Here is an 18,743-nt window from a genome sequence, read left to right on the forward strand (position 1 = left end):
ATGGGCGGATTCACCCTGACCGTGACGCAGAGGAAGGGCGGCGTCGGCCGTTCGACCTTGCTGTATTCCCTGGCCGGCTCTTATGCCCTCCAGGGCAAGAACGTGCTGATCGTGGACCTGGACCCCCAGGCCAGCGCCACGCAATTGCTGCTGTCCCCCGAGTCGGTGGACATTATGCCGGCCTCGAAGACCGTGGCCGCGATCCTGGGCGACACCCTGTTCGGCCCGGTGGCCGACCTGGTGGTCGCCTCGGACATCCCCCGGATCTCGATCCTGCCGGGGTCCAACACCCTGGCCCGGTTCAACCACCCCGAGCCCGAGAAGACCGGCGACCTCCAGACCTCGCTCCGCGACGCGCTGGCCGAGCTGAAGGGGGCGTATGACGTGATCCTGTGCGACACGCCGCCGAGCCTGGAGACGCTCTCCTGGATCCCGGCGGTCGCGGCGGACGTGGCCATCACGCCGACCCCGGCCGAGCCCCTGGCGGTGCAGGAGCTGACCCACGCCGGCCGGTTCCTGGAAAGGGTCCGCTGGGCCAAGAACCCCCGACTCGTCTGGGCGGGCGTCGTCCTGACGATGTTCCAGCCCAAGCTGTCGATCCACGCGACCTACGCCGAGAAGATGCGCGAGGCCTACGGCGAACTCCTGTTCGAGTCGGCCATCCCGTTCAACGTCGCCTTCAAGGAGGTGGCGCTGGCGAGGAAGCCTTTGTCGCACTGGAAACCCAAGGGGGCCCCGGCCAAGGCGGTGGACGCGGTGGCCAAGGATATCCTGGACCGGGTCGCCAAGATCCGCTCGGGGCAGGGGGTGGCGGCGTGAGCAAGGCCAAATCGCTCGCGGACAAGTTCGGCGGGAACCTCGCCCAGACGATCGCCATGCGGCCCGGCCTGGCTCCTCCGATGATGGCGGAGCAGGGGGGGGCGGACAAGTACGACGGCGCCATCAAGTCACGGGCCTTCGCCGAACTCCCGCTGGACGCCATCGTCCGGGACGAGACGCAGCCCCGCGAGGAGTTCGACCCGACCGAACTCCGGTGGCTGGCCGACAGCATCGCCCGGTTCGGGCAGATCTCGCCGATCCGGGTCCGGCACGACGCCGCCCGGGGCAAGTGGGTGGTCCTGGTCGGCGAGCGTCGGCTCCGGGCGTGCAAGCTCGCCGGGCTCGACAAGGTCCGCGTCGAGTTCGTCGAACGCGACATGACCGAGGCCGACATCCTGGCCGAGCAGACCATCGAGAACATGGTCCGCGCCACCCTGACCCCGGTGGAGCAGGGCAAGGCCTATCGTCGCCTGATGGACCTCAACGGCTGGACCGTCCTGGAACTGGCCGCCACGATCGGGGTCGACGCGACGGCCGCCCACCGCAGCCTCGGCCTGCTCCGGCTGCCCGAGGACATCGCCGAAAAGGTGGATGCCGGGGAGATCCGGGCGACCGCCGCCTACGAGATCGCCAAGCTGCCCGACGCCGAGACCCAGCGCGAGGTGGCCGAGGCGGTCGTCGCCGGCGACCTCGGGCTCAAGGAGACGGTGGCCGTCGTCCGCCAGGCCCGGGAGGCCGGCGAGGCCCGCAAGGCTAAGGCCGCCCCATCCCAGAAATCGGCCGGTCGATCCGCCCCGGCCGCGGCGAAATCGGCCCGGGCCAAGGTCGTGCCGATTCGCGTCTACAAGACCGCCGTCGGGATCAAGTTGACCGCCGAAAGGTCCAAGGGCGTGGAGATCCCGGTCCTGATCGATGCCCTCTCCGAGGTGATCGAACGCCTGAGGCTGGAGATGGGGGCGGGGCAGGGGAGCGAGGCCGACGCGGCCTGAACCCCCCGCCCTCCGACGAGATTGTTCGACGACTCGGCCCGGGGCATGCCCCCGGGCCTCGTCATTTCCGGGGTCCGGGGCCGCCCGACCCGAGCGAGGCGAGGTAGGCCAGCAGGTCGGCCGCCTCCTCGGCGGTCAACCCGGCCAGCTGGCCGTCGGGCATGAGCGACGACCGCGACGGGCGGACTTCCTCCACGTCGCCGGCCGCGAGGGCGATCTCACGGCCCTGGGCGTCCCGCAGGACCAGCCGCCGGGCGTCCCGCTCGACCATGAGCCCGGCGAGCGATCGCCCGTCGGCCGTCGCCACGGCATAGGTGGCGTACTTCGGGTCGATCCGCCGCGACGGCTCCAGCAGGCTTTCCAGCAGGTCCTCGCGCGAGCGGAGCGTGCCGATGGCGGTCAAGTCCGGCCCGACCGGCGTCCCGCGATCGCCGACCCGGTGGCAGGCGGAGCACCGGGCCTCCTGCGACCAGAACTGCCGCTCGCCCCGCGCGGGGTCGCCGGCGAGCGCCAGGATGGCCCGGGGACGGGGGTTCGCCCCGAGCTTCCGCACGCCTGGGCCGTCGCTCGGCAGGTAGCCCTCGAACAGGTCGCGGATCGGGCCGTGGGGCAGGCTCGCGGCCGAGGCCAGCGCCGCGTCGCGATCGGGGCCGGCCAGTTCGCCGCGGCCGATCCGCCGCGCCAGCCGCTGGGCGTTCGGCATGTCGTCGGGCCGGGCGACGGGGGCGGGGGCCGGCCCCGGGTCCCCTCCCCCCATCCCGGCGATCCAACGTTCGACGAGTTCGAGGCCCGACTCATCCGGCCACTCGGACCCGATGTGCGGCATCCGGTCGCGGCCGAACTTGGCCATGCGGTAATAGAGGGTGCTCGCGTGCGGGTCGCCGGGCCGGATGATCTGCGCGTCCGGCAGGCCGAAGTTGCCCCGGGTGGGGCGGGCCCCGATCGCGTTCATCCGGCCGGGCGGGGTCGACCACGAGAGGCGGAGGGGGACGGACCCGCCGCCGTTGTCGGAATGGCAGTGGCCGCAGTTGGCGTGGAGGTAGCCGCGGGCCCTTTCCTCCGGGGTCCGGGACGCGTCGGCCGGGTCGGGGACCCTGGGCTCGCGCGCGGCCGACGCGGCGTCGAACGGCGGCAGGTCCCGCCCGTCGTCGCCGGCCCTGCGGATGTATCCCGCCTCGGTGAGCGCGACGAGCTGATTGCGGCCGTCGAGGCCGGGTCGGTTCAGCTGCTCGGGGAGGAACGCCAGGGCGTATTCGGACTGGTTGCTGTGGCACGACAGGCACTGGCCCCGACTTTGGAACTGCCAGAGGCGCGTCCGCCCCCCGTCCTGGACCTCCCTCTCCGAGCCCTCGGCGGGGACGAGGTCGGCGTCGGACTGGTCGGGGCGCCAGGCGAACGAGTAGCCGTGCCAGTCCACGCCGTCGTAGTGGAGCATCTGCGTCTCCTGCCGCCGGCCGGCCAGGGAGAGGGTCCGCATCAGGACCGCATCCTTGGGGAAGTGCATCCGGAAGCGATGCCAGTCCACCAGGCCGGGGATCGGCTTCCCCTTGGCGTGGAGGGTGGCGGCGGACTGGCCGGGGAAGGCGGCCCAGTGCTCCTCGGTCGCCCCGTCCTGCCACTGGCGGGCGTTCACCGCGAACGGGACGACCCCCTCCGACGGACGGTGGTCGCGGGTCGAGGCGAACAGGCCGGTTTCCGACAGGCTCGCCGGGAATCGGTCGTTGCCGGGGCCTTCGTCGGATCGCGCCAGGGCATGGATCGTCCCGCCGTCGTGGTCCAGGAACAGCGGCTCGCCACGCCGGTCCTCGCCGAAGGCGATGAATCGGATCGAGGGGCGGGCGATCTCGGGCATCTCCCGGGCGCGGTCCCCGTCGAAGCGGGCGGCCCAGAGGCGCCGGGTCTCCCAGTCGCCGAAGAGATACGCCCCGCGCAGCTCGGGGAGGTCCCGGCCTCGGTAGACCAGCCCGCCGGTGATGCTGCAGGCGACCGTGTGCGGCAGCTCGATCAGGGCCGGGCGGATCGGCGACGGCCCGGCCGGCCCCCCCTTGATCGGCTGCGGCCCCTCCATCGCCGGCCATCCGTAGTTGCCCCCCCGCTCAATCCGGTGGATCGACTCCCACAGCTCCCACCCCACGTCGCCCGCGAACAGCTCCCCGGTCTCGCGGTCGAAGCCCATCCGCCAGGGGTTGCGGAGCCCGTAGGCCCAGACCTCCGGGCGGGCCCCCTCGACCCCGACGAAGGGGTTGTCGCCGGGGATGGCGTAGCCCTTCCCCGCGTCGCGGCGGTCCACGTCGATCCGGAGGATCGATGCGAGGAGGTCGGAGAGGTCCTGCCCGGTGTCGAACGGGTCGGGCGGGTTCGGGGTGCCCGCGTCGCCGGCGGAGATGTAGAGCATCCCGTCGGGGCCGAACCGGAGGTCGCCCCCGTTGTGGCCCCCCTGCAGGAACGTGAGCAGGACCTCCTCGCTGGCCGGGTCGATCCGGGGCGGGTCCGCCGTCGTGACCTTGAAGCGGGACACCCGCGTGCCGTCTTCGAGGTTCGGCCGGTCCGACCCCCGCAAGGTGTAGCAGACGAAGCAGGCGCGGTTCCGCTCGAAGTCCGGGTGGAAGGCCAGCCCGTAGACCGCCTCGACCCCCTTCGCCCCGGCGGGCCGGGCTTCAGGGTTGAGCTCAGAGCGCAGGTCCAGGAAGAGGTCGGCTTGGGCGACCCCCGGATCGTCGACGAACGAGCGGAGGACGCCCGCCTGTTCCCCCACCACGATCCGGCCGCCGCCGGGATAGCCGACGATCAGCACGGGATGCTCGAACTTGAGATTGGGATAGGCCCGGACGACCCGATACGGGGGCGGCGTCCCGGGCGTGCCCGAGACGCGCGAGTTGGTCCAGGGCGGCCGGGCCGGCGGCGCGGCGTGGGCGGCCTCGGGCCGGGCCAGGAGCCACGCCGCGAGCAGGACCGACGCGACGGCCGCGGGCCGACGCGGACCACCGAGGGCAAGGGACGGCATCGGCGAGACTCCCGGGACCGGGGCCGGCGGGCGGGTCCGGCCGGTCGGGCCATTCTATCCCAACCCGGGTCCGGGGCGGACCCCCGCGATGCCCCGCATCAAAGCCGGTAGCCGGTGGCGACGGGGGGGCGAGTCCGACTACCATAAGACGCGCCCTCCCGAGGGGGCGCATTCCCTTCCCTGCGAGTCCCTGGGCAATGCACCGTGCAGCCGGCCGTCGGGCCGTCGACGTGGAGGATACCCCCGTGATTGAGGATCGGAAGATCCGGCGGCCCGCCCCGATGCGGGCCGCCCTGGCGGCTTCGGGCCTGGCCCTCGCATTCCCGTCCGTGGCCGGCGCCGGGGAGGCCAACCTGGTCCTGCCCGACCTGGCGCGGACGCAGTTCCTGGGGGGCGCGCTGACCGGCCAGGCGCTCCTGATGATCGGCCTCCTGATCTGCGTGGGGGGGCTGGCCTTCGGCCTGATCTTCTACCGCCAGCTCAAGGGGCTGCCGGTCCACCGGTCGATGCGCGAGATCTCCGAGCTGATCTACGCCACGTGCAAGACGTACCTGTTCGCCCAGGGCAAGTTCATCCTGATCCTCTGGGCGTTCATCGCGGCGGTGATCGTCGCCTACTTCGGCTTCCTCTCCAGCGACGGCGCGGGCGTGCCGGGCGCGGCCGATGGGGCACCGGCGCTCTCGCGGCCGGCGAAGGTGGGGATCATCCTCCTGTTCAGCCTGGTCGGGATCGCCGGAAGCTACGCGGTGGCCTGGTTCGGGATCCGGATCAACACCTTCGCCAACAGCCGGACCTGCATGGCCTCGCTCCGGGGCTCGCAGTACCTCTGCTATTCGATCCCGCTGAAGGCGGGGATGTCGATCGGCATGGTCCTGATCAGCGTCGAATTGCTGATCATGCTCTGCATCCTCCTGTTCATCCCCCGGGGGCTGGCCGGGCCGTGCTTCATCGGGTTTGCCATCGGGGAGTCGTTAGGGGCCGCGGCGTTGCGCGTGGCGGGCGGGATCTTCACCAAGATCGCCGACATCGGCGCCGACCTGATGAAGATCGTCTTCAAGGTCAAGGAGGACGACGCCCGCAACCCCGGGGTGATCGCCGACTGCACCGGCGACAACGCGGGCGACTCGATCGGGCCGACCGCCGACGGGTTCGAGACCTACGGCGTGACCGGCGTGGCCCTGATCACCTTCATCGCGCTGGCCATCCCCCGGCCCGAGGTCCAGGCCGACCTGCTGGTCTGGATCTTCGCCATGAGGATCCTGATGGTCGTGGCCAGCGGCGTTTCCTACTTCGCCAACGAGGCCATCTCGCGATCGAAATACGAGGGCGGGGCGGGCTTCGACTACGAGGCCCCTTTGACCCGCCTGGTCTGGCTGACCAGCGCCATCTCGATCGCCGGGACCTACCTGGCCAGCCTCGTCCTGATCCGCGGCGTGGGCGGCGACCCGAGCCTGTGGTGGAAGCTGGCGACCATCATCACCTGCGGGACCCTGGCCGGGGCGATCATCCCGGAGGTGACCAAGATCTTCACGTCGACCAAGTCGGGCCACGTCCGCGAGGTCGTCACCGCCAGCCGCGAGGGCGGGGCGTCGCTGAACGTCCTGAGCGGGCTGACCGCCGGCAACTTCTCGGCCTTCTGGGTCGGCGGCGTGGTGATCGTCCTCCTGATGGCCGCGGCCTACGGCGTGAGCCTGGGCTTCCCGCCCGACCTGATGATCGCCCCGGCCGTGTTCGCCTTCGGCCTGGTCGCCTTCGGGTTCCTGGGCATGGGGCCGGTCACCATCGCCGTGGACAGCTACGGCCCCGTGACCGACAACGCCCAGAGCGTCTACGAACTCTCCTTGATCGAGCAGTTGCCCGACATCGAGGCCGAGATGGCCCGCGACTTCGGCTTCGCCCCCGACTTCGACCGGGCCAAGATGCTCCTGGAGGAGAACGACGGCGCCGGCAACACCTTCAAGGCCACGGCCAAGCCGGTCCTGATCGGGACCGCGGTGGTCGGCGCCACGACCATGATCTTCTCGATCGTCGTGCTCCTGGCGGGCCTGCGCGACGACGCGACCGCCCGGTTCACCGGCCTGGATCCGGCCAAGGTGGCCAACCTGTCGATACTCCACGCCCCGTTCCTGCTGGGCATGCTGTTCGGCACCGGCGCGATCTACTGGTTCGCCGGGGCCAGCACCCAGGCCGTGATCACCGGGGCCTACCGGGCCGTGTCCTACATCAAGCGGACGATGAAGCTCGACGGCCAGGCCCGCGCCAGCGTCGAGGACTCCAACCGGGTCGTGGCCATCTGCACCCGCTACGCCCAGGCCGGGATGTTCAACATCTTCCTGACGGTCTTCTTCCTGACCCTGGGCTCGGCCTTCATCGAGCCGTTCTTCTTCGTCGGCTTCCTGATCGGGCTGGCGATCTCCGGGCTGTTCCAGGCCGTGTTCATGGCCAACGCCGGCGGGGCCTGGGACAACGCCAAGAAGATCGTCGAGACCGAGCTGCGCGAGAAGGGGACCGCCCTCCACGATGCGACGGTGGTCGGCGACACCGTGGGCGACCCGTTCAAGGACACCAGCTCGGTGGCCATGAACCCGATCATCAAGTTCTCGACCCTGTTCGGCCTGCTGGCCGTGGAACTGGCCCTGGAGATGCCGCCGACCTGGAAGTTCCTCCTGGCGATCGCCTTCTTCGGCGCGGCCCTCGCCTTTGTCCACCGGAGCTTCTACGGCATGAGGATCGACTCCATGGAGGCCGTCGAGGCGGGCCGGGAGGAACTGGCCGCGACCGCCTGAACGACCGCCGCGCCTCCGGATCGACCCGGAGGCGCGGCCGATCGGCTCAATGCCCCGGGCCGAAGAACACGGCGTTGAGGAAGAACCTCTGGGTGGCCGGGACCATCGCCCGGAAGTTGGGGTCGTCGGCGAAGGCGACGACGTGCCCCTTCCCCGCCTCCTGATACAGGACCAACGGCTTACCCGCCATCAGGTCGAGCGTGGTCGGCCAGCAGAAGCCGCCGGCGAGCAGCCGGTCCCGGGCGGCGAAGTTGACCAGGTTCCGCCCGTCGTTCGCCGCGAGCGGGGCCAGGATCAGGTCGGTGTTGACCAGCGGGACCACCTCGCGCGGGGATCCGAACGTGACGAAGTGATCGTCGTATGCCGAGGCCCGGAAGAAGGCGCCCGGGACGGCGTCGGGCGTCTCCTCCTTCTTCTCCTGATCCTTATCCTTATCCTTCTCCTTGTCGGGCCCGGCCGGCGCCTCGGGCGGGGGGATCGGCTTCTTGATGACCCGGCTGGCCAGCAGGCCGACCGGCTTCTCGGCGGCCCATGCGGCGGCCCCCTTCACCAGGATCAGCGTGCCGCCGGCCCGGACCCAGTCCTTGATCCTCTGGGCGGCCCCCTCGCCGAGCGGGCCGGGGTAGCGGCCGTCGGGGAGGATCAGGACGTTGTACCGGGACAGGTCGAGGTCCGAAAACGAGCCGGCCGGGATCCGGGCGAGCGGGTGGCGCCAGACCTGGTCGAACAGGTACCAGGTGTGCCCCGCCGCCGTCGAGGTCGGGCGGTCGACGATCATGGCGACCTTCGGGGGCTTGACCCACGTCACATCGAACCCGCCGAGGCCGGCCCCCTCGTCGACCAGCCCGGTGTCGGTCGCATGGACCGCGAGCCCGTGCTCGTCGGCGGCGCGGCGGATCTCGTCGTGGAGCCGATCCGGGTTGTCGGCGACCCGGAACAGGAGCGTCCCCTTGGCGTAGGCGACCCCGCCCAGCCGGGTTGGCTGGTCGAAGACGTGGGCGCGGAGGCCGAGGCGGAGCATCCGGGCGAGCAGGTGCATGGCCGCATCGTCCTCGGCGGGGACGAGGTAGCCGACCTTCGCCCGATCGGGGCCGACGACGCGGCCGATCGACCTCGGCGCGGGGGCCGGCTCGCCGGCGATCTCCGACGGGCCGGACACGGCCAGCGACCGGACGTAGAAGACGGTCGGCAGCGACCACGCGGTCACGTCGTAGATCTCGTCGCCCAGGCGCCGGGCCTTGCGGTCGAGCTGCCGTTTGCGGACCTCCTCGCCCATGTCGAACCGGGGATCCAGCAGCGATCGGACCAGCCGGGCGGCGGGCTGGGCGACCGGGACGTGGTAGCTGCCGGCCGGGGCCGTCCACTCCTTCTCCGCGTCGTCGAGCCCTTCCTTCGCCTTGAGCTTGACCGGGGCGGTCGTCCGGCGGACCTCGATGCCGTTCTTGACGAGCAGGTCGGCCAGCCTCGCGGCGCGGGCGGGGGTGGCCCCGGGCAAGAGCAGGTAGTCGCGGACCGGGCCCTCTCGGCCCGTCGCCACGGCCGAGGCGCGATAGCTCGCGAAGTCGGCCACCAACTCCTTCGCGTGGGCCGCGGCGGTCTCGACGGTCGACAGGCTGCTGACGTAGTGGTGGCGGACCCCGTCGTGATAGTGGAGCGTCGTCCCGTCCTCGCGGTCGACGACCAGGCCCCGGGCGCTCGGCTGTTCCCAGAGGATCCCGATCGAGCCGTGGAGCACCGGCCAGGTCGACCCGTATCCGGGATAGAAGGCGTCGTAGTGCTCGCGGGTCGTGTAGCCGAAGCCGAACCCGTCGAAACGGGCCCCGTGGCGGCGGGCGAACCGGGCGAACCAGTCGCGCTGCTTGGGGGTGATCAGCTCCAGGATCGGCTCGATGGGCGGGTCGAAGTAGTAGTGGGCGGCGTTGGTCCCCATCTCGTGCGAGTCGATGGTGACGTGCGGCTGCCAGCGGAGGTAGGCGGCGACCCGCGCCCGGGTTTCCTCCTGGGTCTGGAGGAACCAGTCCCGGTTCATGTCGAACAGGTAATGGTTGACCCGCCCGGTGGCCCAGGGCTGGACCCGTTCGGCGGCGGCGGGCTCGGCGTCCGGCTCCACGCCCCGGTTGCCCCGGTGGAACTGGACGAAGCGGTCGCGGCCGTCGGGGTTCTGCATCGGGTCGATGATCACCACCACCTTGTCGAGCAAGCCCCGGGTCTCGGGGCGGCGGTCGGCGAGGAGGTGGTAGGCGGTCAGGATCGCCGCGTCGCCCGACGAGATCTCGTCGCCGTGGACGCCGTAGGCCATCAGGACGATCGCCGGGACCTCCGCCGCGAGCCGCGCGGCCTCCTCGGGCGTGGTGCCCCGGGGGTCGGCGAGCCGCAGGTTGTCCGCCCGGATCGCGTCCAGCCGGGCGAGGTTGGCGGGGGACGTGACGATCAGCTGGGACAGCTCGCGGCGCTCGATCGTCCGGCCATAGGGGACGAGCCGGGCGCGGTCGGGGGCGGCGTCGGCGAGGGCGCGGAGGTAGCGGGCGATCTCGGCGTGGGAGGAGATGTCCTCGCCCCAGGCGTGGCCGACGACCTCCTTCAGGGCGGGGATCTTCGGGTCGGCGTCGACCTCGGGCAGCGGCAGGAGCCAGCCCGGCCGGGACCGCTCGGCCTCGTCGGCGCCCGGTGCCGTCGCGGCGGCCCCCATGCAGATGAACAACGTCAGCCAGATTCGCCTCGGCATCGTCGCGGGCCTCGCTCGGGTCGCTCGGGATCGGGACGACCCGTTATACCCGATGCGTCAGGCCCCGGGGCCGCCGAGGGTTCGGGCCAGATACGGGGCGGTGCGGCTGCCCGCCGCCGCGGCCATCTCGGCGGGCGGGCCGGCAGCGACGACCCGGCCCCCTTCGTCTCCCGCGCCGGGGCCGATGTCGATGACCCAGTCGCTGGCGGCCACGACCTTCATCTCGTGCTCGACCAGGATGGCCGTGTTGCCGGCCTCCACCAGCCGGTCCAGTTGCGCCAGCAGGCGGTCGACGTCCGAGGGGTGGAGCCCGGTGGTCGGCTCGTCGAGGACGTAGAGGGTATCGCCGCGCTGGGATCGCTGGAGTTCGGTGGCCAGCTTGATCCGCTGGGCCTCGCCGCCCGATAGCTCGGTGGCCGGCTGGCCGAGCCGGATGTAGCCCAGCCCGACCTCCCGCAGGACGGCGAGCGGCCGGGCGACCGGCGGCTGATCGGCGAAGAACTCGGCCGCGGCGTCGACCGTCATCCCCAGGACGTCGGCGATGGTCTTGCCCCGATAGGTGATCTCCAGCGTCTGGGGGTTGTACCGGGCCCCCCGGCAGGCGGGGCAGGGGGCGTACACGCTGGGGAGGAACAGCAGCTCCACCATCACGAAGCCTTCCCCCTCGCACTTCTCGCAGCGCCCCTTGGCGACGTTGAACGAGAATCGGCCGGCGTCGTAGCGGCGTGCCCGGGCCTCGTCGGTCGCCGCGAACAGCTTGCGGATCGGGTCGAACAGACCGGTATACGTGGCCAGGTTGGAGCGCGGCGTCCGGCCGATCGGCCTCTGATCGACCCGGACGAGGCGGCGGATCCCCTCGATCCCGGCGACGATCCGCCCGCCGGTCGGGGCCACGTCCGCCCGCTCCAGTTCCGAGCCTTCCTCCTCGTCCGGGGGGAGTTCGTGGCCGAGCTGCGCCGCCACCAACTCGACCAACGCCTGGCTCACCAGGCTCGACTTGCCCGACCCCGAGACGCCGGTCACGCTGGTCAGCACCCCCAGGGGGAAGGCGGCCTCCAGCCTGTGGAGGTTGTTGCGGGTGATGTCGGCCAGCCGCAACCAGCCCCTCGGTGATCGAGGCGTCCGGGGGGGCAGGGGACCGTCCACGAACAGGTGACGCCGGGTCCGCGAGGCTTCGATGTCGCGTAAGCCTCCCGTTGGTCCGCTGTAGAGGATCTGGCCTCCGCCCTGTCCTGCGTCCGGCCCGACGTCCACAATCCAATCGGCGTGGTGGATCACGTCGAGGTCGTGTTCCACCACGAACAGTGAGTTCCCGGAGGCCTTGAGCCGGTCGAGGGCGCGGAGCAGGGCTTCCGTATCCGCAGGATGGAGTCCGGCCGACGGCTCGTCCAGGACGTAAACGACGCCGAACAGGTTGGACCGGACCTGGGTGGCCAGCCGGAGCCTCTGGAGTTCCCCCGGCGACAGGGTGGGCGTGCTCCGCTCCAGGGACAGGTAGCCGAGCCCGAGGTCGAGCAGCACGTCCAGCCGCCCGGCGAGGTCCTGGGCGATCCGCCGGACGACCAGGGCCTTTTCCGGATGATCCTCGGCCAGCGCGGCCAGGCCGGGGGCGGTCCCATCGGCGTGGGGTTGGAGGACCTCGGCCAGACGCTTCAGCGGAAGGCGGGACGTGTCGGCGATGTCCCGCCCGGCGAAGGTCACGCCCAGAACTTCCCGGCGGAGCCGCTTGCCGCCGCAGGCCGGGCAATCTGTGCCGATCATGTACTGGAGGGCCCGCTTCTTCATGAGCGGGCTTTGCGTGTTGGCGAACGTGTGCAGGACGTGCCGCCGGGCGCCGGTGAACGTCCCCTGGTAGCTCGGCTCGGCCTTCGCCTTCAGGGCTCGCTGGACCTCCTCGAAGGAGAGGCCGGAGTAGACCGGGACGGTCGGCTGCTCGTCGGTAAACAGGATCCAGTCGCGCTGTTCTTTGGGCAGGTCGCGCCAGGGGCGGTCGACGTCGTAGCCGAGCGTCATCAGGATCTCGCGGAGGTTCTGGCCGTGCCAGGCGGTCGGCCAGGCGGCCACGGCCCTCTCGCGGATCGTGAGCGAGTCGTCCGGGACCATCGACCTTTCGGTCACCTCGTACACCCGGCCCAGGCCGTGGCACTCGGGGCAGGCCCCCTCCGGGGTGTTGGGGGAGAACGACTCGGCGTAGAGCAGGGGCTGGCCGGGCGGGTAGTCCCCGGCCCGCGAGTAGAGCATCCGCAGGAGGTTGGACAGCGTCGTGACGCTGCCGACCGACGACCGGGTCGACGGCGTGCCCCGCTGCTGCTGCAACGCCACGGCCGGGGGCAGCCCCTCGATCTCGTCGACGTCGGGATTGCCGAGCTGGTGGAACAGCCGGCGGGCGTAGGGGGAGACCGACTCCAGGTAGCGGCGTTGGGCCTCGCCGTAGAGCGTGCCGAACGCCAGCGACGACTTGCCCGACCCGCTCACGCCGGTGAAGACGACCAGGGCATCGCGCGGGATGTCGACGTCGACATCCTTGAGGTTGTGCTCCCGCGCCCCGCGCACCCGGACGAACCCCGACCCGCCCGCGTCCGCTCGTCCCACGATCATTCCCCCACTCGCCCCGCGGCCGGGTCGAACGCCCGTCCCGCCGGCCTCACGGTAGCAAGGGGCATACCGACGCGGAAGGGCCTCCCCGCGACGCGCCGGGGCGTGGTCGCGGGGAGGCCCTCCGGGATCGATCCGCGATCGAAGGATGCGGATTACTTCTTGCTCTTGCCGAAGATCCGGTCGGCGGCCTCCTGGACCTCCCCCGGGTCGAGCGTCGAGGGGGCGCCCACCTGGGGCTCGGCGGGGAGGTCGGGCATCGGGGCCAGGGTGGGGATCGGGTCGTTGGTCACGACCAGGTCGGGGGCGCCGTCGGGGTGCTTGCCCTTCCAGATCGCGCCCAGGGCCGAGATGTCCTCCTGGCTGAAGCTGTACATCGTGTTGTAGAGGCCCTGCTCGACGTACTTGCGGGCCTCGGGGAAGGCGTCGGTGCTCAGGTCGGGGATCGGGAACAGCTTGGAGACCTCGACGCCGCCGGACAGGGCCTCCAGGGCCTTGGCGTAGGCGATCACGTGGGTACTGCCGCGGACCAGCAGGAAGGCGGTCAGCTCGCGCACGGTCGGGTCGCTGGTGGTCTCATAGACCTTCAGCTTGGTGGCCCGCGCGTTCAGCTCCAGGAAGAAGTTGTGCACGAGGTCCAGCTTCAGGCTGCCGCTGGAGTGGACGTAGCTGCCGTTCCAGAACCGGCCCATCGCGTCGACCGGCAGGGCGTTCTGCCCGGCGTTGAAGAAGTGGTCGGTCATCCGGAAGCCGGTCACGTCGTCCAGGGGCTTCTTCGTGGGGTCGTGGCCCCGGGTGGTCGTGCCGGTCAGCAGCAGGTTGATGGCGCTGGCCACCAGCTCGACGTGGCCCCACTCCTCGCCGGCGATGTTGGCCACCAGCTTGTAGAACGGCTGGTAGTTGTCGCGGTCGCGGAAGTTGATGGTCTGGAAGAAGTAGTTCATCAAGGTGGACATCTCGCCCGCCTTGCCGCCCATCAGCTCCTGCACGGCGGCGGCCGCGTTGGCGTCCGGGTGCTTGGGCTTGGGCAGGGCGGTCAGCAGCTTGTCGGCGCGGAAGATCATGGCAGGTCCTTGGGTTTCGGGCTTGCGGGTTCGGGGCCCGACATCGGGGCGGACGATGCCGGAGGTCGGCTCACGGCTTCAGGACGACCTTGATGCAGCCGTCCGTCTTGTCCCGGAAGGTCTTGTAGGCGGCGGGGGCCTCTTCCAGGGGGATCTGGTGGGTGATCACGAACGACGGGTCGATGGCGCCGGTGCGGATCTTGTCCAGCAGGGGCCCGGTGTAGCGCTGGGTGTGGGTCTGGCCCATCTTGAAGGTCAGGCTCTTGTTCATGGCCGCGCCCATCGGGACCTTGTCCAGGAAGCCGATGTAGACGCCCGGGATGGAGACGGTGCCCCCCTTGCGGCAGCACATGATCGCGTCGCGGAGGGCGGCGGGGCGGTCGGTGGCCAGGCCGACCGACGCCTTGGCCTTGTCGACCACGGCCCCGAGGCCGCCGCCGGCGTGGGCCTCGGCCCCGACCGCGTCGATGCAGCTATCCGGGCCGCGGCCCCGGGTCATCTCCATCAGCGTCTCGTAGACGTTCTGATCCTCGAAGTTGATCGTCTCGGCCTTGCCCTGCCGGGCCATCTCCAGCCGTTCGGGGACCCGGTCGATGGCGATCACCCGCCCGGCGCCGAGCATCCAGGCGCTCCGGATGGCGAACTGGGCCACCGGGCCGCAGCCCCAGATGGCCACCGTGTCGCCGGGCTGGATGTTGGCGTTCTCCGCGGCCATGTACCCGGTGGGGAAGATGTCCGAGAGGAAGACGACCTGCTCGTCGGGCAGGCCGTCGGGGATGATCTGCGGGCCGACATCGGCATAGGGGACGCGGAGGTATTCGGCCTGTCCGCCGGGGAATCCCCCCAGCATGTGCGAGTAGCCGAGCAGCCCGGCCGGGGACTGGCCCATCATCTGGCGGGCGACCTCGGCGTTGGGGTTGGACTTGTCGCAGAGCGAGTATTCCTTCCTCAGGCAGAAGAAGCACTCGCCGCAGGACAGGGTGAAGGGCACGACCACGCGGTCGCCCTTCTTGAGCTTCTTGACGTCCCTGCCGACCTCGACGACGACGCCCATCGGCTCGTGGCCCAGGACATCCCCGGCCTTCATCGTCGGCATGTAGCCGTCGTAGAGGTGCAGGTCCGACCCGCAGATGCAGGTGGACGTGATCTTGATGATGGCGTCGCCGGGGGACTCGATGGTCGGGTCGGGGACGGTATCCACGCGGACGTCGCTCTTCCCGTGCCAGCACAGGGCTCTCATGGCGGTTCCTCGGAGGGGTGGGGGCGGCCGGGCGTCGATGGATCAGCGGGATGCGGGCATCTCGGCATCGCGGTAGTGCGGGGCCGAGCCGTCCGCGACGTTCGCGCGGTGGGTGGCGATCGAACCGTGGGGCCGGGCGCTGCCCAGGCGCCTGGCGCACCAGTAGTCCAGGGCCGTGATCCCGGCGACGTTGGCGAACGCGAGGGCCAGGTTCCCCTTCTTCGGGTTGTCCTCGGTGAAGCCCGAGCCCAGGACGGCCAGGTCGAGCACGTCCCCCGCCACCCGCGACCAGACGGCGGCCCTGGGGTTGTCCGTGGCGAGGATGGCCACCCCCGAGGCGATCTCGCGCACGCCGAAGGCGCGGATCAGCCATTCCTTGTCCTCCAGGCCCAGGGCCCGGCCGAGCTCCCGGCCCGCGACGATCTCCGCCACGCCGAGGCCGATGCTGAACCAACCCAGTCCGCGCGCCACTCTCATCTCGTTCATGGTCGGGTCCTCGCTCGCATCGGTTGGTCTCTCATCGTCCGCCGGTTCTGCGGCCCTGGGGTCATCGGCGGTCCATCGGGCGGGTCGGCCTGGGGGCCGACGCGGCACGATTCGCCGGGCTGTTCATCGTCCCCACTCCTCGCCTATCCGCGAACCCATCCGGAAGTAGGGGCCAGTGGGCAAGCAAACGCCGGACCGGGGACGCTGTGATCAATCCGATCCATACCGGTCCCCGGCCCGAAGATCTCCGGGCCGGGAGGACCCAGGTTCTCAGATCCCGGCGATTCCTCGAGGAATCAAGGGCCACCGGAGGGTGACGGGGGCGGCCCCTCGCCCGGGATCGTCCTCTCCCCAATTGGGGGTGAAGGGGCCCCGGAACCTGCGATCACGCATCGATCGGGCCCCCGGGATCGCAGCGGATGCGCAGGATCGTCGCGATCTCGGGCGTGAAACCGCGTGCCAAAAGCGCCGAGAACGGGAGTTTGTTGATGGCCTGGGCGGCCTCCCGGGAGATTCTCGCACCCGATCGGCGCAAAACGCCCTCCGTTGACCTATGGTTCCACCGAGCCGGGTCGGCCGGATGGTCCTTACCACCCGGGCGGCGAGTCCACGGGACGATGATGACCCTAGACGAGACCCATCCGATGCGCGTTCCGACGCTTGCCCTTGTCCTGGTCCTCCCGAACGCGCTGGTCCTCGCCGTGGCCTTGAATGCCAGGGCCGATCGCCCGAAGCAGGCCGCGACGCGCCAGGCACCCGCGGTCCAACGCGCCTCCCAGGGAAGACGAGTCGCCGCGGCGAGGGTTTCCGCCCCATCGCGACCGAGGTTTCTCGCCGAGGCGGTCCGCGACGAGAAGCGACTCGTCACGACGCTGATGAGGCGCGAGAATCGGGCGATCTCCGAGCAGCGGCGATCGCTGCTCGAAATGGGGCGGTTGATGTCGAGGAATCTGCGAGGCGGTGGGCGAATCCAGACGCTCATCTCGGCCACCGGAAGGCGGATCGATGGGTTGATCCGGAGGATCCAACTGAGAGAACGGCGGATCCTGGGCCGTTACTTGAGGATCGACCAGATGATCACCGGGATCCGGCGGCTGGCCCCGCTGACGGCGGGCCTGGATACGCTCCTGCGCCGGCAAGAGATGATGTCAGGCTCGATCGAGGAGATCGAACGGATCCAGTCGAGCCTCGGCATCGAGTCACTCCCCGACACGCCGGCCTTCCCGCCGGGCAAGCCCGCGGCGAGCCCCGTCCAGGCTTGATTTCCCGCGCCGGCGCCGGATTCGGCCCCTCCAGATCGTCCCGCCCTCGACCTGCCGGGCATCGCTGCGCAGGGCACAGGGCGGCCCGCCTGTCGGAATGTGAAACGGTATGAGGTCCGGGCGATTGACGTCCCAGCACGCGCGATCAGTCCGAGACATGAGCGGTTATCATGCATTCAAACATCGCTACCATCGTCGCCCCGGCCATCGCCTTCGCGGCGGGACGCCTCGCCACCTCGATGATGCGGCGCTTCGCGATCACCATCGGCTTCGTGGACAGGCCCGATCGGCGGAGGAAGCTCCAGGAGACGCCGATCGCCCTGGGCGGCGGGCTCGCGGTCTGGGCTGCGGCCTGGATCGGGTGGGTGGCCTGCCTGCTCGGGCCGGCCTGGGTCTCCGCCGACGCTGCCATCGAGGCCGTCCCCGCGGCGTCGCTCGCGGTCTCCTCATCGCTGGTCCTCGCCCTGGGCCTCGTGGACGATCGAATCGGCATGCGGGGCGTGAAGAAGCTGACCGGGCAGACGATCGCCGCCTCGGTCCTGGTGGCCTCGGGGCTCCGGATCGACTCCTTCGCCGGCTTCGGCTTCGTGTTCGAACTGGGGAACATGGCCAGCCCGGCCACGATCTTCGCGATCGTCCTCATCATCAACGCGTTCAACCTGGTCGATGGAATGGACGGGTTCTGCGGGTGCCTGGGGCTGGTGGCCTCGCTGGCGGTCTCGCTGCTCTCGCTCGGGGCGGGCCGCCCGGGGGACGCGGTGCTCGGCCTGGCGCTCGCCGGCGCGCTGGCCGCGTTCCTGCTGGACAACCTGCCGCCGGCCCGGATCTACCTCGGCGATGCGGGGAGCATGACGGTCGGGATGATGGTCGCGTTCCTGGCCATCCGGGCCTGCGCCGACGGGGGCGGGGGGGCCGTGTCGCTCCCGATGATGGCCTCCCTGCTGATCCTGCCGCTGCTGGACGTCGCGGTGGCGATCGGCCGTCGGTGGCTCACGGGCCACTCGCTGTTCGCTCCCGATCGGGGCCACATCCACCATCGCCTCCGGAATCGCCTCGGGAGCACGGCCGTCGCGCTGGGCGTCGGGACGGCGATGGCGACGCTGGCGGCGGCCGGGGCCGTGATGCAGCGGGCCTGGGGCATGGGAGACATCCTGGTCGGCCTGCTCATCGTCACGACGGTCGTCCCGCTCGTGGGCACGGACACCTTCGGCGGGTCCGAACTCCGCCTCCTGATCTTCCGGCTCAGGCCGGCCGTGGCGGGCCTCCTGGCGGGACGGGGCGGGGCGGGGGCCATCCGCCACGAATGCCACCTCATGGGCGACCGCGACTGGGCGGGGGTGTGGGGCGCCCTGCTCCGGGAGGCCGAATCGGCGGACCTCCGGCACATCGAGCTCACCATCGACATCCCCGCCGCCGGCGAGACGTACCACGGCCAGTGGTCGCTCCTGGGTGCGAGGGGGGGCGAGCCCGGCTGGTCGATCGTCCACTCGCTCTGCGTCGGGGACGCCGAGGCCGGGACCCTCCGCATCGCGGGGGGGATCGCCTCGGGCGGGGCGCGTTCCCTGGACATCCTGGAGGGACTCCTCGGGATCGTCGAGGACCACCTCCGGTCGATCGCGTCGGACCCGCCGGCCGCCTTCCGCCCCCTGCCTCCCGCGCGCAGGCCGCCGATCGCGCTCGCCAATTGACCCCCCGGACCCCATCCCGCCGGTTGTGACGTGGCATCGGCCGAGCCCGGCCCCCGAGTCGGGAGCCGGGACCAGGATCCATCGA

General features: G+C 71.0%; 11 protein-coding genes. 5 read left to right on the forward strand and 6 right to left on the reverse strand.

Features of this window, described 5'->3' with window-relative positions; all coding sequences use genetic code 11:
- A complete protein-coding gene (locus TA3x_RS28490; protein WP_435022560.1) occupies positions 1-819 on the forward strand; it encodes a ParA family protein in 819 nt (272 codons plus the stop codon).
- A complete protein-coding gene (locus TA3x_RS28495) occupies positions 816-1,808 on the forward strand; it encodes a ParB/RepB/Spo0J family partition protein (RefSeq protein ID WP_435022562.1) in 993 nt (330 codons plus the stop codon). Before TA3x_RS28490 ends, TA3x_RS28495 begins: the two co-directional genes overlap by 4 nt.
- A gap of 61 nt (positions 1,809-1,869) precedes the next feature.
- On the opposite strand, the gene TA3x_RS28500 is transcribed toward TA3x_RS28495, so the two are convergent.
- Positions 1,870-4,812: a PQQ-dependent sugar dehydrogenase gene (locus TA3x_RS28500; protein ID WP_435022564.1), complete on the reverse strand. Its 2,943-nt coding sequence runs from the start codon at positions 4,810-4,812 to the stop codon at positions 1,870-1,872.
- A 281-nt stretch (positions 4,813-5,093) separates the two neighbouring features.
- Between TA3x_RS28500 and TA3x_RS28505 the strand changes: the two genes are divergently transcribed.
- Complete coding sequence (locus TA3x_RS28505; RefSeq protein WP_435022616.1) at positions 5,094-7,598, forward strand: sodium-translocating pyrophosphatase; 2,505 nt, start codon at positions 5,094-5,096, stop codon at positions 7,596-7,598.
- Positions 7,599-7,644: 46 nt separating this feature from the next.
- Here the strand turns inward: TA3x_RS28505 and TA3x_RS28510 are convergent, their stop codons facing one another.
- The 5 genes from TA3x_RS28510 to TA3x_RS28530 all read right to left on the reverse strand — a co-directional run bounded on the left by TA3x_RS28510 (position 7,645) and on the right by TA3x_RS28530 (position 15,708).
- The gene (locus tag TA3x_RS28510) at positions 7,645-10,323 is read right to left on the reverse strand and encodes a M14 family zinc carboxypeptidase (RefSeq protein WP_435022566.1); all 2,679 of its coding nucleotides are present in this window, start codon (positions 10,321-10,323) and stop codon (positions 7,645-7,647) included.
- A 57-nt stretch (positions 10,324-10,380) separates the two neighbouring features.
- Complete coding sequence (locus TA3x_RS28515; RefSeq protein WP_435022568.1) at positions 10,381-12,921, reverse strand: excinuclease ABC subunit A; 2,541 nt, start codon at positions 12,919-12,921, stop codon at positions 10,381-10,383.
- A 152-nt stretch (positions 12,922-13,073) separates the two neighbouring features.
- Complete coding sequence (locus tag TA3x_RS28520; RefSeq protein ID WP_435022570.1) at positions 13,074-13,982, reverse strand: manganese catalase family protein; 909 nt, start codon at positions 13,980-13,982, stop codon at positions 13,074-13,076.
- 70 nt (positions 13,983-14,052) lie between these two features.
- On the reverse strand, positions 14,053-15,222 hold the full coding sequence (locus TA3x_RS28525) for a zinc-dependent alcohol dehydrogenase (RefSeq protein ID WP_435022572.1): 1,170 nt from the start codon (positions 15,220-15,222) through the stop codon (positions 14,053-14,055).
- 42 nt (positions 15,223-15,264) lie between these two features.
- Positions 15,265-15,708 (reverse strand): hypothetical protein, encoded by a 444-nt coding sequence (locus TA3x_RS28530; protein ID WP_435022574.1) that lies wholly within the window; start codon positions 15,706-15,708, stop codon positions 15,265-15,267.
- Positions 15,709-16,352: 644 nt separating this feature from the next.
- Here TA3x_RS28530 and TA3x_RS28535 point away from each other — a divergent pair.
- Both TA3x_RS28535 and TA3x_RS28540 read left to right on the forward strand, forming a co-directional pair.
- On the forward strand, positions 16,353-16,970 hold the full coding sequence (locus TA3x_RS28535) for a hypothetical protein (protein ID WP_435022576.1): 618 nt from the start codon (positions 16,353-16,355) through the stop codon (positions 16,968-16,970).
- A 170-nt stretch (positions 16,971-17,140) separates the two neighbouring features.
- A complete protein-coding gene (locus tag TA3x_RS28540) occupies positions 17,141-18,658 on the forward strand; it encodes an MraY family glycosyltransferase (RefSeq protein WP_435022578.1) in 1,518 nt (505 codons plus the stop codon).
- The last annotated feature ends 85 nt before the right edge of the window (positions 18,659-18,743 follow it).

Source organism: Tundrisphaera macrotermitis, assembly GCF_051175315.1.
Lineage (GTDB): Bacteria > Planctomycetota > Planctomycetia > Isosphaerales > Isosphaeraceae > Tundrisphaera.